This is a genomic window from Pseudoxanthomonas sp. 22568, assembly GCF_052044485.1.
GTDB classification, from domain to species: Bacteria; Pseudomonadota; Gammaproteobacteria; order Xanthomonadales; family Xanthomonadaceae; genus Pseudoxanthomonas_A; species Pseudoxanthomonas_A beigongshangi.
In genome coordinates, this window is the sequence record NZ_JBQENC010000020.1 from 37,602 (window position 1) to 51,830 (window position 14,229).

Below are 14,229 nucleotides of genomic sequence, written 5' to 3' on the forward strand. Positions count from 1 at the left end.
GACGCGCTCCTCTCAGATGGCCGTGGCCGGCGGGGTGGCGGATGCGGTCGCGCCGTGCGGTTCCGGTGAGAGCTCTTCCGGGCCCTTCAGGATCAGCTTGCGCATCAGCCATATTTCGACCACCGCCAGCACCGTATAAATCGTGACGAAGCCGCTCAGGGTGATCAGGATCTGGTGCAGCTTCAGGCCCGAGGCGGCGAAGAAGGTCGGCAGCACGCCATCGATCACCCACGGCTGGCGGCCGTACTCGGCGATCAGCCAGCCGGCCTCGATCGCGATCCATGGCAACGGCAGGCTGTAGAAGGCCAGCCGCAGGAACCAGCGCCGCTTGTCCAGCTGGTGTTTGCTGGCAAGCCAGAACGCGAAGGCGAAGAAGGCGATGAAGTAGAAGCCCAGTCCGACCATCAGGCGGAAGCTCCAGAACAGCGGCGCCACGTGCGGCACGGTGTCGAACGCGGCCTTGACGATCTCCTCGTCGGTCGCGTTGGCGATGTCCTCGCGGTACTTCTTCAGCAGCAGGGCGTGGCCGATGTCGCGCCAGTGGGTTTCGAACATGTACCGCGCGTGGGAATCACCGCGGTTGGCGCGCAGTTTCTGCAGGTTCTCGTAGGCGACGATGCCGTTGCGGATGCGCCCCTCGGCACGCTCGACCAGTTCCAGGATGCCCGGCATCTCCTTGTTGAGCGAACGGGTACCGATGATCCCCATCACGTAGGGGATATGCACCGCGTAGTGGTTGGTGCGGGTTTCCTGGTCGGGAATGGCGAAGGCGTTGAAGCCCGCCGGCGCCGGCTCGGTTTCCCACATCGCCTCGATCGCGGCCAGCTTCATCTTCTGGTTCTCGCCGACCGCGTAGCCGCTCTCGTCGCCCAGCACCACCACCGACAACGCCGCGGCCAGGCCGAAGCTGGCCGCCACCGCCATCGAGCGCTTGGCGAAGTCGGCGTTGCGGCCGCGCAACAGGTAGAACGCGCTGATCGACATGACGAACATCGCCCCGGTCACGTAGCCGGCGCTGACCGTGTGGACGAACTTGGCCTGCGCGACCGGGTTGAAGATCACCGCCATGAAGTCGGTGATCTCCATGCGCATGGTCTCGGGGTTGAACACCGCCCCGACCGGGTTCTGCATCCAGCCGTTGGCGACCAGGATCCACAGCGCCGAGAAGTTGGTCGCCAGCGCGACCAGCCAGGTGACCGCCAGGTGCTGGACCCGGCTGAGCCGGTTCCAGCCGAAGAAGAACAGGCCGATGAAGGTCGCTTCCAGGAAGAAGGCCATCAGGCCCTCGATTGCCAGCGGAGCGCCGAAGATGTCGCCGACGTAGTGGCTGTAATAAGACCAATTGGTCCCGAACTGGAACTCCATCACAATACCAGTGGCGACGCCCATGGCAAAGTTCACCCCGAACAGGGTGCCCCAGAACAGGGTCATCCGCCGCCACACGTCCCGTCCGGTCATGACGTAGACGCTCTCCATGATGGCCACCATGAAGGACAGGCCCAGGGTCAGTGGCACGAACAGGAAGTGATACATCGCCGTGAGGGCGAATTGCAGGCGGGACAGCTCGACAACGGTCATGTCCGGCATGAGGGAGGCTCGGCAGCGGTGTCGAGGGGGATTCTAGACCCCTGCCGGGCAAGGGCGGGGGTGACAATCTGTCGCACCCTGGACCTTGTACCGGGTTGCCAACATGCCGCCCGTGGTTCGCTGACCACTCCCTGTCCGTATTTCCCCCCTCCCGGTTGATTCAAATCAATGTGGGCGGGGGCCGATGGGGCTGAAGATCATGGTGTTGAGCCTAGGAGCAGGTGGCATGCAGAGCGTGCGGGGTACTTATAACGACAAGGTGGTGCGCCAGTTCGCGGTGATGACCGTGGTCTGGGGCATCGTGGGGATGGCCGTGGGCGTGTTCATCGCCGCCCAGCTGTACTGGCCGGCGCTGAATTTCGATCTGCCATGGCTCAGCTATGGCCGGCTGCGCCCCCTGCATACCAATGCGGTGATCTTCGCGTTCGGCGGCAGCGCCCTGTTCGCGACCAGCCTGCACGTGGTCCAGCGCACCTGCCACGTCCGGCTGATCTCGGACAAGCTGGCCGCGTTCGTGTTCTGGGGCTGGCAGGCGGTCATCCTGGCGGCCGCGATCACCCTCCCGCTGGGCATGACCCAGGGCAAGGAATACGCCGAGCTGGAATGGCCGGTCGACCTGCTGATCACGGTGGTCTGGGTGGCCTACGCGGTGCTGTTCTTCGGCACCATCGCCAAGCGCGCGGTCAAGCACATCTACGTGGCCAACTGGTTCTACGGCGCCTACATCATCGCCGTGGCCCTGCTGCACATCGTCAACAACATCGCCATCCCGGTCGGCTTCACCAAGTCCTACCCGGTCTACAGCGGCGCGGTCGACGCGATGGTGCAGTGGTGGTACGGCCACAACGCGGTCGGCTTCTTCCTGACCGCCGGCTTCCTCGGCATGATGTATTACTTCGTGCCCAAGCAGGCCGGTCGCCCGGTCTACTCCTACCGGTTGTCGATCGTCCACTTCTGGGCGCTGATCGCGGTCTACATGTGGGCCGGCCCGCACCACCTGCACTACACCGCGCTGCCGGACTGGGCGCAGTCGCTGGGCATGGTGTTCTCGCTGATCCTGCTGGCGCCGTCGTGGGGCGGTGCGCTCAACGGCATCCTGACCCTGTCGGGCGTGTGGCACAAGCTGCGCACCGACCCGATCCTGAAGTTCCTGATCGTCGCCGTGTCGTTCTACATGATCGCGACCTTCGAGGGACCGATGATGTCGATCAAGACGGTCAACTCGCTGAGCCACTACACCGACTGGACGGTCGGCCACGTGCATGCCGGCGCGCTGGGCTGGGTGGCGATGATCTCGGTGGGTTCGATCTACGCGCTGCTGCCGCGCCTGCTGGGCCGGGACAGCATGTTCTCGACCAAGGCCATCGACCTGCACTTCTGGCTGCATACCCTGGGCGTGGTGTTCTACATCGCCTCGATGTGGATCGCCGGCGTCATGCAGGGCCTGATGTGGCGCGCCACCAACGCCGACGGCACGCTGACCTACAGCTTCGTCGAGGCGCTCAACGCCACCTATCCGTACTACCTGATCCGCCTGGGCGGCGGCCTGCTGGTGCTGAGCGGCATGGGCGTGATGGCGTGGAACACCTGGAAGACGTTTGCATCCGCGCGTTCGACCGCACCGCAACCGATCCTGCCGGTTGACGTTTCCGAAGTGCGCGCCTGAGGACGAGACCGACATGAGCAACAGCAACTCTCACGAGAAAATCGAGAAGAACATCGGCCTGATGGCCATCCTGATCGCGGTGGTCGTGTCGTTCGGCGGCCTGGCCGAGATCGTGCCGCTGATGTTCCAGGCCGAGGCCATCAAGCCGCTGGAAGGGGTCAAGCCCTACCCTGCCCTGCAACTGGCCGGCCGCGACGTGTACGTCCGCGAAGGCTGCTACAACTGCCACTCGCAGATGGTCCGCACCCTGCGCTTCGAGAGCGAGCGCTACGGCCACTACTCGCTGGCCGGCGAGTCGGTCTACGACCGTCCGTTCCAGTGGGGCAGCAAGCGCACCGGGCCGGACCTGGCCCGGGTCGGCGGCCGCTACTCCGACGACTGGCACCGCGTGCACCTGATCAACCCGCGCGACGTGGTACCCGAGTCGAACATGCCCGGCTTCCCCTGGCTGGAGAAGAACAAGGTCGACGGTGAAGCCACCGCGCGGCGGATGGGCGCGCTGAAGGCGCTGGGCGACCCCTACACCGATGCCGAGATCAAGGCCGCGCCCGAGGAACTGAAGGGCAAGACCGAGCTGGACGCCGTGGTGGCGTACCTGCAGGCGCTCGGCAAGCACGCACCGCGGGGAGGCTGAGATGGTTTCCGGAATCGTGACCGCAATCCTGCTGGTGCTGTTCGTCGGCGGCTGGATCTGGGTATGGAGCCCGCGCCGCAAGGCCGAATTCGATGACGCCGCGGCGCTGCCGCTGAACGAGGAAGACGAGGAGTACAAGGCATGAACAGCGGCTGGTCGTGGTACGTCATCGCCCTGGTGGCGCTGAACATCGTCGGCTGCGCGTGGTTGCTGTGGTGGACGGCGCGCCGTCGCCCGGGCGATCCGGCGCCGGAGGAAACCAGCCATGTCTGGGACGGCGATCTGACCGAGTACAACAAGCCCTTGCCGCGCTGGTGGATCAACATGTTCTACCTGACCATCGCGTTCGGCATCGGCTACATCGCGTGGTACGGCGGCCTGGGCGGCTACGCCGGCGCCGCCGACTGGTCTTCGGCCGGCGAACACGCCGCCAAGAAGAAGGTGGAGGACGCCAAGCTGGAACAGACCTTCAAGCCCTACGCGGACCAGGCCATCGACAGGCTGGCGCAGGATCCGAAGGCGCTGTCGCTGGGCCGTTCGATCTTCAACAACACCTGCGCCACCTGCCACGGTTCGTCCGCGCAGGGTGCGATCGGCTATCCCAACCTGACCGACGACATCTGGCACTGGGGCGGCTCGCCCGAGAAAGTGCTGGAAACGGTGCTCGACGGCCGCGACGGCGTGATGCCCGAATGGGGTACCGCGCTGACCGGCATGGGCGGCCCGAACGCGGTCGACTACACCATCGCCTACGTGCGCACGCTGGGCCATCCGGACCAGCTGATCAACAACTTCCCCGCCTCCCAGGGCAAGAAGCTGTACGAAGGCGTGTGCGTGGCCTGCCACGGCGTCGAAGGCAAGGGCAATCCGGATCTCGGCGCGCCCGACCTGACCGACGACTACTGGTTGTACGGTGACAGCAGCGAAAGCCTGCGCCAGACCATCAGCAAGGGCCGCCATGGCATCATGCCGGCGCACCGTGAGCTCCTCGGCGAGACCCGCGCGCGCCTGGTCGCCGCGTATGTCTGGTCGCTGTCGCACAAGGGCAACAAGGAAACCGCCGCCGCCACGCCATAGAAGGAAACGTCGTCGCCATGACCGATTTCAGCGAACCCCGACTGGACCACCCGCCCCGCCCGCTGGCACAGCGGATCGGGGCCATCCTCTGGCCCAGTTTCTTCGCGGCGGGCGTGGCGACGATGGTGTTCTTCGCCTTCGTGGATCCGCTCCAGCTGCGCGACGCGACCTTCCCCGACTGGCCGTTGACCCGCGAGCTCGGCTACACGCTGGGCTTCTTCATGTTCTGGCTGGCGACCGCCTCGTCCAGCCTGTTCACCTGGATACTCCTGCGGCCCTCCAGCCGCTTCAACCGCGCGCTGCCGCCGGAATGAAAGCCTGGAGCGGGCCTGCGACAAACCGTCGCTCCCGCTCCTGTCGTGCGCGCCGGAGACTGGATCCGTCCGGTACTCCCTCAACGCCACGCCGGTAACCCCCGGCGAAGCCATGCCATGAACGTTCCGATTCCGCTTTACCGCAAATCCCAGCTCCCATCGCGCAACGGAGTATCGCCATGAGCCGGCAGATCCCGATCGACGTGGTGGACGACCAGGGCAATTCGCTCTACGTCAGCGAACGCAAGATCTACCCGCGCGACGTGTCCGGCCGCCTCAACCGCCTGCGCGTGGCCGCGGTGTTCTGGCTGCTGGGCATGTTCTACGTGTTCCCGTGGCTGCGCTGGGACGGCCGCCAGGCGGTGCTGTTCGATCTGCCGGCGCGCAAGTTCTACGTGTTCGGGCTGTCGTTCTGGCCGCAGGACTTCCTGTTCCTGGCGCTGCTGCTGATCATCGCGGCGATGGCGCTGTTCTTCTTCACCACCCTGGCCGGGCGCCTGTTCTGCGGGTACGCCTGCCCGCAGACGGTGTGGACCGAAGTGTTCCTGTGGATGGAGCGCTGGACCGAGGGCGACCGCGGCCAGCGCATGAAGCTGGACGCCGGCCCCTGGAACGGGCAGAAGATCCTGCGCAAGGGCGGCAAGCACGCGATCTGGCTGCTGTTCGCGCTGTGGACCGGCTTCACCTTCGTCGGCTTCTTCACTCCGATCCGCGATCTGGCCGTGCGCGCGCCGCTGGAATGGGGCGGCTGGGAAACCTTCTGGGTGCTGTTCTACGCGCTGGCCACCTGGGGCAACGCCGGTTTCCTGCGCGAGCAGGTGTGCAAGTACATGTGCCCCTACGCGCGCTTCCAGAGCGCGATGTTCGACCGCAACACCCTGATCATCGCCTACGACCCGATGCGCGGCGAACCGCGTGGCCCGCGCAAGCGCGGCCTGGGCAGCGTGCTGGAACGCGCTCGCGGCCTGCTCGACAAGGCCACCGCCTACGACTACGTGTTCCGCGCGTACCAGCATCCCACCGCGGCCGACAACCGCCTGCACGCGCGCGGCACCATCACCTTTGCTGGCGCCGGCGCGCACGCCGAGCCGCTGCCGAAGTTCGCCCCGGATCAGCTGGGCGACTGCATCGACTGCACCATCTGCGTGCAGGTCTGCCCGACCGGCATCGACATCCGCAACGGCCTGCAGTACGAGTGCATCGCCTGCGGCGCCTGCATCGACGCCTGCGACGACGTGATGGGCAAGATGGGCTATCCCAATGGCCTGATCCGCTATTCGACCCAGAACGCCATCGACGGCAAGGGCACCCGCGTGCTGCGTCCGCGCGTGTTCGTCTACGGCACCATCCTGCTGGCGCTGCTGGCCGCCTGGGCCTGGGGCGTGACCCACCGCAGCGACGTGATCGCCGAGGTGCTGCGTGATCGCAACGCGCTGTACCGCGACGTCGGCGGCGGACGCATCGAGAACAGCTACACGCTCAAGCTGGTCAACAAGGATCAGCAATCGCACCATTACCGCATCGTGCTGGAATCGGACACCGCCGGCATCACCCTGGCCGGTGGCGGCAAGCAGATCCAGGCCGATGCCGAGGAAGTGCTGTCGCTGCCGCTGGTCGCGACCGCGCCGTCCAGCGTGACCGGCCGGCACGCCATCCGCATCCGCGTCGAACGCGAGGACGGCGTGTCCACCAAGATCGTCGAGAGCAGCTACTTCGGACCCGCCCCATGACCCCGCAACCCAAAGTTCCCCTCTGGCGCATTCCGGTGATGTGGCTGGTGATCGGCCTGCCGATCGCCTCGATCGTCGCCGGCGTCGGCCTGGTCTACATCTCCGTGCGCGCCGGCGGCGCCGACGCGGTCACCGACAAGGTGGATCGGATGGCGCAAATCCAGACCACCGACCTCGGTCCGGACCAGCGTGCGCAGTCGATGAAGCTGGCGGCGGTGCTGCGGGTGGACGCGGGCGTCGTGGAAGTCATTCCGGTCAGCGGCGAATTCGATCGCCGCGCGCCGCTGGAGCTGCATCTGCAACATCCGACCAAGGCCGAGGAGGATCGCCGCCTGCGCCTGCCGCCGGCCGGCAACGGCTGGCGTCTGGATGAAGCGGTGGACGCCTCGCACGCGTGGAAGGTGCAACTCGGCCCGGCCGACGGCCAATGGCGCCTGCGCGGCCGCCTGCCCAAGGCGCAGCGCGCCACGCACCTGTCGCCCTCGTTGCAGGACGACGCCGCCTCGTGAGCGCAACGGCGCCTTCGCCGCATTGCTACCACTGCGGCGAGGCGCTGCCGGCCGCACCGGTCCTGCGTCCGCTGGACGGCCAGACCGCGGGATTCTGCTGCGAAGGCTGCGCCGCGGCGGCCGAATGGATCCGCCATTCGGACCTGGGCAGCTACTACCGCCTGCGCAGCGCCGCGGCCGGACGCGTGGACGCCGAGCCCGTCGATCTGGGCATCTGGGATCGCGAGGAGTTGCAGGCCGAACACAGCCATCCGGTCACCGGCGGGCGCGAGATCATCCTGCTCACCGACGGCATGCGCTGCGCCGCCTGCGCCTGGCTGATCGACCGCGCGCTCACCCGCGAGGAGGGCGTGCTCGACAGCACCGCCAACGCGGTGACCGGACGCATCCGCATCGCCTGGGATCCGCAGCGCGCGGCGCTGTCGCGGATCCTGCAGCGGCTGTCCATGCTCGGCTACCGGCCTTACCTGGCCGGTGGCGAGGCCAGCGAACGCGCGCGCCTGGACGAGCGCAAGCGCTGGCTGCTGCGGCTGGGCATCGCCGGGCTGGGCGCATTGCAGGCGATGATGTTCGCCGAGGCGCTGTACCTGGACGTGGACCGGACGATGCCGGTGCCCACGCGCGATTTCTTCCGCTGGCTGACCTTCCTGGTGTCCACGCCGGTGGTGTTCTACTCCGGCTGGCCGTTCCTGGCCGGCGCCTGGCGCGAATTGCGCGAACGCCACCTCGGCATGGACACGCTGATCGCCGGTTCCACCCTGCTCGCCTACCTGGCCAGCCTGGTCGAAACCATCCGTGGCGGCGTGCATGTCTGGTACGACGCGGCGGTGATGTTCGTGTTCCTGCTGCTGGCCGCGCGCATGCTGGAACAGCGCGCGCGCAACATCGCCACCGCCCAGGTCGATGCGCTGGCGCGGGCGCGCCCCGCCTTCGCCACCCGCGAGCGCGCCGACGGCAGCCGCGAGTCGGTGGCGGTCGGCAGCCTCGCCGCCGGCGACGTGGTGCGGGTGGCCGCCGGCGACAACGTGCCCGCCGACGGCGTGCTGCTGGACACCGACGCGGTGTTCGAGGAAGCGCTGCTGACCGGCGAGTCGCATCCCATCCACAAGCGCGCCGGCGCGTCGGTCTATGCCGGCACCGTGTGCCGCGAGCACCCGGCGCGGCTGCGGGTCACCGACGTCGGCAGCGCCACCCGGCTCTCGCAGCTGGCGCGGCTGGTCGATCAGGCGCAGGCGCACCGGCCGCCGATCGCGCGCGCGGCCGATCGCATCGGCGGCCGCTTCGTCGCCGGCCTGCTGCTGGCGGCGCTGGCGGTGTATGTGTTCTGGTATTTCCACGATCCCGCGCGCGCCTTCGAGGTGACCCTGGCGCTGCTGGTGATCAGTTGTCCTTGCGCGCTGTCGCTGTCGGTGCCGACCGCGCTGGCCGCCGCGCACGGCACCCTGGCGAAGCTGGGCGTGCTGGCGACCCGCGCCGATGCGCTGGACACGCTCTCGCGCGCCAGCGACATCGTGTTCGACAAGACCGGCACGCTCAGCGATCCGCGCGCGTTGAGCGTGGAGGCGCAGGGCCTGGACGGTTTCGATCGTTCGCGCGCGCTCGCGCTGGCCGCGGCGCTGGAGCGCGACAGCGGCCATCCGCTGGCCGCCGCGTTCCTCCAGGCCGCCACCGACGCGGACGTGGAGACGCTGCGCGCCGAGCGGGTGGAAACCGTCACCGGCCGGGGCGTGCAGGGCCGCATCGATGGCCAGGCGTGGCGGCTGGGCCAGGCCGGGTTCGCCAGCGGCGGCGAAGACGATGGGGCGATCTGGCTGGGCGATGGCACGCGTGCCGTCGCGCGGTTCGTGCTGCGCGAATCGGCGCGTCCCGACGCCCGGGACGCGCTGGCGGCACTGCGCGCGCAGGGCTACGCGGTGCATCTGGCCAGCGGCGACGGCATCGCGCCGGTGCAGCGCTTCGCCGCGGAAATGGACATCGCCGATCCGCGCGCGCGGCAAACGCCGGAGGACAAGCTCGCCTTCGTGCATGAACTGCAGGCGCAGGGCCGGATCGTCGCGATGGTCGGCGACGGCATCAACGACGCGCCGGTGCTGGCCGGCGCGGACGTGTCGGTGGCGATGGGCCAGGGTGCGCCGCTGGCGCAGCGCGCGGCGGACCTGGTGATGACCGGCACCTCGCTGTCGCGCCTGCCCGCCACCGTGGATCTGGCCCGCCGCACCCGCCGGATCATCCGCGAGAACCTGGCCTGGGCGCTGGCCTACAACGTGCTGGCGCTGCCGCTGGCCGCCACCGGCAAGGTCACCCCGTGGCTGGCCGCGCTGGGAATGGCGCTATCCTCGCTGCTGGTCACCGCCAACGCCCTGCGCCTGACCCGCGTGCCCACGAGCAAGTCCGCACCATGACCATTCTGTTGATGCTCATTCCGATCAGCCTGGTGCTGCTGGGCCTGGCGGTCGCCGCCTTCATCTGGGCGGTGCGGCGCGGCCAGTTCGACGATCTGGACACGCCCGCGCTGGACATCCTCGACGACGAGGACGCGCGGAAACCCGCGCACGCGTCGAAGCCATCCGCACCGGAAGGCGACGGCGCGGCACCCGCGACGGACGCGGCGCGCGACACGGGCAAGGACGATGCCGGTTGACAGCCTCACCCTGCTCGCGGCGCTGCTGAGCGGCCTGCTGGGCGGCGTGCATTGCGCCGCGATGTGCGGCGGCATCGCCACCGGATTCTCCGCGATGAGCCCGCAACGCGGCTGGGGCGCGGCCTTGCAGGTCAACCTCGGCCGGGTCGGCGGCTACGTGCTGGCCGGCGCGATCGTTGGCGGTTTCGGCGGCGGGCTGCTGAAAGTGTTCCGATTCGACAACCTGGCACTGGTCCTGCGCATGGCGGTGGGCGTGGTGCTGGTGCTGGTCGCGCTGCGCCTGCTGGATCGGCGCGCGCGCCTGCAGTTCCTGTCGCGTCCGGCGGCGCGCGTGTGGCAGTGGTTGCGGCCGTTGCAATCGCGCCTGCTGCCCGCCGATCGCGCGTGGCGCCGGATCGCGCTGGGCATGCTGTGGGGCTGGCTGCCCTGCGGACTCAGCCTGAGCCTGCTGACCGCCGCGTGGTTGCAGGCCAATGCGCGCGACAGCGCGCTGACCATGCTTGCCTTCGGCCTGGGCACGCTGCCGATGATGGTGCCGCTGACCTGGTCGGGCGCGCGCATGGGCCGCTGGCTGCAACGGCCGGGCGCGCGCATGGGCGCGGCGATGATCGTGCTGTTCGCCGGCCTGCTCACCCTCGCCGGACCGTGGCTGGCGCACGCGCCGGCACTGCATGGCCTGCTCAGCGCGCTGGGCTGCCGCACCCTGCCGACATGAGCGACGTGGCGGATGCGCGCGCGCCCGACGCGGCGCGACACCTGAAGGCATTCGCCGCGCTCGGCGCGCGTCCGCTGCGCCTGGCCGGCGTCTGCACGGTGCTGGCTGGCGCGCTGCTGGTGCCGCAGGCGCTGCTGATCGCGCGGGCGATGCAACAGGTCTTCGTAGACCATGCGCCGGTGCGCGCGGTGGCGGCGCTGCTGGCCGGACTGGCCGTCGTCGGCATGTTGCGCGCGTTGCTCGGATGGGCGTCGCGGCGGTTGGCCGACGAAGCGGTGGAAACAGTGCGCGTGCAGGTACGTGCACGGCTGGCGCGCCGCCTGATCGCGCGCGGCCCGCGTTGGCTGCGCCACCGGCGCAGCGGCGAACTCGCCGAGACGCTCGGCGGCCACGTCGATGCGCTGGAAGGCTACCTCGGCGGTTTCCTGCCGGTGCGGCTGGAAGTGGTGGCGGTGCCGTTGCTGATCCTGATCGGCGCGTTCTGGGCCGACCGCGTGGTCGGCCTGATCCTGCTGCTGACCCTGCCACTGGCGCCGATCTTCATGATGCTGGTGGGCTGGGGCGCGGAAGCGGCCAGCCGCCGCCAGTTGCAGGCGCTGGCGCGGATGGGCGGCCATTTCGCCGATCGCCTGCGCGGCCTCGGCCTGATCCGCCTGTACGGACGCGGCGACAGCGAACTGGCCGGCATCGAACAGGCCGCCGAAGGCCTGCGCAGCAGCAGCCTGAAGGTCCTGCGCATCGCCTTCCTGTCCTCGGCGGTGCTGGAGTTCTTCGCCTCGCTGAGCGTGGCGATGATCGCGCTGTACCTGGGCCTGTCCTACCTGGGCATGCTCGATCTGCGCGGACCGCCGCTGGATCTGGCGACCGGCGTGTTCTGCCTGCTGCTGGCGCCGGAGCTCTACGCGCCGCTGCGGCGGCTGGCGACGCACTACCACGATCGCGCCGCCGCGCTGGCCGCGGCGGGCGAGATGGCGCATCTGCTGGAAGACATCGAACCCGAGACCGCGCCGCCATCGCCGGCGACCGCGAACGCGGCCAGCGATCCGCGCGCGCCGGCGCTGCGGGTGGAACGCCTGGCGCTGCGTCCCGCCGCCGGTGCGCCGCTGGCGCTGCGGGATCTCTCGTTCGCGCTGGAAGCCGGTGGACACCTCGCGATCGCGGGCGCCAGCGGCGGTGGCAAGAGCACGCTGCTGGAAGCGCTGGCCGGCTGGCTACCGCCCGCCGAAGGATCAGTCCAATACGACACGCCGCCGCGCATCGGCTATGCCCCGCAGCGACCGTTCCTGTTCCAGGGCACGCTGGCCGACAACCTGCGTATCGCCGCACCCGGCGCCAGCGACGCGGAACTGGAACACGCCGCCGAAGCCGCCCAGGTGATGCGCTTCGCCCGGCGCCTGCCGCAAGGCCTGCATACCGCCATCGGCGAGCGCGGCTTCGGCCTGTCCGGCGGCGAGGCGCGGCGCGTGGCGCTGGCCCGATTGTTCCTGCGCAAACCCGGCCTGCTGTTGCTGGACGAACCGACCGCCTTCCTCGACCCGGAAACCGAACAGGCCGTGCTCCAGGCGCTGGCGGAGTTCGCGCGCGGACGCACGCTGATCATGGCCACCCACAGTCCGGCGGCGATGCGGATGGCCGGGCGCGTACTGGATCTCCATGACGCATGCCCGCGTGTGCCGGAGGCGTCGCCATGAGCGCGCGGCCGGACGATCTGCGCGGCGTGTTGCGCCGCCATGCCGGCGGCATCGCGCTGACCTTCGCGCTGCTGCTGACCACCCTGCTGGCCGGCACCGGCCTGCTCGGCCTGGCCGGGCATTTCCTCACCGCCGCGGCGCTGGCCGGCAGCGCGGCGATCGGCTTCAACTTCTTCGGTCCCTCGGCCGGCATCCGTGCATTCACCTTCGCCCGCATCCTCTCGCGCTACGCGGAAAAGCTGGTCGGCCACGACGTCACCCTGGCGCTGGCGAAGGATCTGCGGGTGTGGTTCTTCCGCCGCGCGCTGCCACTGGCGCCGCTGGGGCTGGGGCGCTATCGCGTGGGCGATTTGCTGGCGCGACTGGTCGCCGACATCGAGGCGGTCGACGGCCTGCTGGTGCGCGCGCTCGGTCCGCTGGTGTCGCTGGCGACGGTGCTGTCGATCGGTGTCGCCGTCGCAGCCTGGCGGCTGCCCGTCGCCGGACTGTTGCTGGCGGTGGCGTTCGTCCTGATCGCGGTGGCGGTGCCGTGGGCGATACAGGCCGGCGCGCGCGGCCTGGAACGCGAACGCGCCGAAGCACGCGCGCGCCTGCGCTACGCGGTGCTCGAAGGGCTGGAGGGCGCCAGCGATCTGGTCGCGCTCGACGCGGCGGACGATTGGCTGGCGCGGGTGGATGCGGACGCACTGGCACTGGCCGGACGGGAGCGCCAGCGCAAGCGGCGGCTCGCGCTCGGCGTGCTGCTCCACGGCCTGCTGGCGGCGGCGCTGCTGCCGGCGCTGGGCTGGCTGCTGTTCGACGCGGTCGATGCGCGGCGATTGTCCGCGCCCGCGGCGGGCGGCCTGTTCTTCATGACCCTTGCCCTGCTGGAAGCCGCCGCCGGCATCGGCGTGGCATGGCAGGCCTGGCAGGCCGCGCGCGCCTCCGCGCGGCGGCTGGACGAGGTGGCGATGCAGCAACCGGAGATTGACGATCCTGCCGATCCCGTCGCCGTGCCCGCGCAAGGCCCGCTGGTGCTGGAAGGCGTGGCCTTTGCGTGGCCGGGCGAAGCGCGCCGGCTGCTGGACGGCGTGGATCTGATGCTCGCGCGGGGACGTCGTATCGCCATCCGCGGCGACAGCGGCGCCGGCAAGTCATCGCTTCTCGCATTGCTGCTGCGCCTGCGCGATCCCGACGCAGGCCGGCTGCTTTACGCGGGCCACGATCTGCGCCGGTTCCGCGGCGCCGACTGGCATGCGCGCTTGGCCTGGTTGCCGCAGGACGCGCCGGTCTTCGCCGGCAGCGTGCGCGACAACCTGCGCATCGGCGATCCCGGCGCCGACGATGCAAAGCTGTGGCGGGCGCTGGCGCAGGTCCGGCTGGACACGCTGGTGCGAAACTGGAGCGACGGCCTCGATGGCTGGGTCGGCGAAAGCGGCGCAACCCTCTCGGCCGGCCAGGCGCGGCGCCTGGCACTGGCGCGCGCGCTGTTGCGCGATACCCCGCTGCTGCTACTCGACGAACCCACCGAAGGCCTGGACCAGGACACCGCCGACGCGCTGATGCGCGATATCGCCGAGGCGGCCGCCGATCGCGCGGTCCTGATCATCACCCACGCGCCCCTGCCCCCCGGCACCGTCCACGAGAGCCACCGCCTGATCGACGGCCGCCTTTGGCCGGATCCCG

General features: G+C 69.6%; 13 protein-coding genes. 12 read left to right on the top strand and 1 reads right to left on the bottom strand.

Going from position 1 to position 14,229, the window contains the following annotated elements; translation table 11 throughout:
- Nucleotides 1–12: 12 nt before the first annotated feature.
- Complete coding sequence (locus ACTJI2_RS18695) at nucleotides 13–1,587, bottom strand: cytochrome ubiquinol oxidase subunit I (protein WP_183640881.1); 1,575 nt, start codon at nucleotides 1,585–1,587, stop codon at nucleotides 13–15.
- A 226-nt stretch (nucleotides 1,588–1,813) separates the two neighbouring features.
- On the opposite strand from ACTJI2_RS18695, the gene ccoN reads away from it, so the two are divergent.
- The 12 genes from ccoN to cydC form a co-directional block, all read left to right on the top strand.
- Nucleotides 1,814–3,253 carry a cytochrome-c oxidase, cbb3-type subunit I gene (gene ccoN / locus ACTJI2_RS18700; RefSeq protein ID WP_183640879.1) on the top strand — a complete coding sequence of 480 codons (1,440 nt, stop codon included), beginning with the start codon at nucleotides 1,814–1,816 and terminating at the stop codon, nucleotides 3,251–3,253.
- A gap of 13 nt (nucleotides 3,254–3,266) precedes the next feature.
- Nucleotides 3,267–3,887, top strand: coding sequence for a cytochrome-c oxidase, cbb3-type subunit II (gene ccoO / locus ACTJI2_RS18705; RefSeq protein WP_141454251.1), 621 nt, complete (start codon nucleotides 3,267–3,269; stop codon nucleotides 3,885–3,887).
- 1 nt (nucleotide 3,888) lies between these two features.
- On the top strand, nucleotides 3,889–4,032 hold the full coding sequence (locus ACTJI2_RS18710) for a cbb3-type cytochrome oxidase subunit 3 (RefSeq protein ID WP_440842978.1): 144 nt from the start codon (nucleotides 3,889–3,891) through the stop codon (nucleotides 4,030–4,032).
- Nucleotides 4,029–4,964: a cytochrome-c oxidase, cbb3-type subunit III gene (gene ccoP / locus ACTJI2_RS18715; protein WP_440842979.1), complete on the top strand. Its 936-nt coding sequence runs from the start codon at nucleotides 4,029–4,031 to the stop codon at nucleotides 4,962–4,964. Before ACTJI2_RS18710 ends, ccoP begins: the two co-directional genes overlap by 4 nt.
- A gap of 17 nt (nucleotides 4,965–4,981) precedes the next feature.
- Nucleotides 4,982–5,278: a hypothetical protein gene (locus tag ACTJI2_RS18720; RefSeq protein WP_141454254.1), complete on the top strand. Its 297-nt coding sequence runs from the start codon at nucleotides 4,982–4,984 to the stop codon at nucleotides 5,276–5,278.
- 179 nt (nucleotides 5,279–5,457) lie between these two features.
- Complete coding sequence (locus ACTJI2_RS18725) at nucleotides 5,458–7,008, top strand: 4Fe-4S dicluster domain-containing protein (protein ID WP_183640874.1); 1,551 nt, start codon at nucleotides 5,458–5,460, stop codon at nucleotides 7,006–7,008.
- Nucleotides 7,005–7,517: a FixH family protein gene (locus ACTJI2_RS18730; RefSeq protein ID WP_183640872.1), complete on the top strand. Its 513-nt coding sequence runs from the start codon at nucleotides 7,005–7,007 to the stop codon at nucleotides 7,515–7,517. Before ACTJI2_RS18725 ends, ACTJI2_RS18730 begins: the two co-directional genes overlap by 4 nt.
- Nucleotides 7,514–9,919 carry a heavy metal translocating P-type ATPase gene (locus tag ACTJI2_RS18735; protein WP_318288373.1) on the top strand — a complete coding sequence of 802 codons (2,406 nt, stop codon included), beginning with the start codon at nucleotides 7,514–7,516 and terminating at the stop codon, nucleotides 9,917–9,919. Before ACTJI2_RS18730 ends, ACTJI2_RS18735 begins: the two co-directional genes overlap by 4 nt.
- On the top strand, nucleotides 9,916–10,158 hold the full coding sequence (gene ccoS / locus ACTJI2_RS18740; protein ID WP_183640868.1) for a cbb3-type cytochrome oxidase assembly protein CcoS: 243 nt from the start codon (nucleotides 9,916–9,918) through the stop codon (nucleotides 10,156–10,158). Before ACTJI2_RS18735 ends, ccoS begins: the two co-directional genes overlap by 4 nt.
- On the top strand, nucleotides 10,148–10,873 hold the full coding sequence (locus ACTJI2_RS18745) for a sulfite exporter TauE/SafE family protein (RefSeq protein WP_183640866.1): 726 nt from the start codon (nucleotides 10,148–10,150) through the stop codon (nucleotides 10,871–10,873). The genes ccoS and ACTJI2_RS18745 overlap by 11 nt, the downstream gene beginning before the upstream one ends.
- A complete protein-coding gene (gene cydD / locus ACTJI2_RS18750) occupies nucleotides 10,870–12,564 on the top strand; it encodes a thiol reductant ABC exporter subunit CydD (protein WP_440842980.1) in 1,695 nt (564 codons plus the stop codon). Before ACTJI2_RS18745 ends, cydD begins: the two co-directional genes overlap by 4 nt.
- On the top strand, nucleotides 12,561–14,229 hold a 1,669-nt coding region (cydC, locus tag ACTJI2_RS18755; RefSeq protein ID WP_440842981.1), incomplete at its 3' end, for a thiol reductant ABC exporter subunit CydC. The genes cydD and cydC, both read left to right, overlap by 4 nt.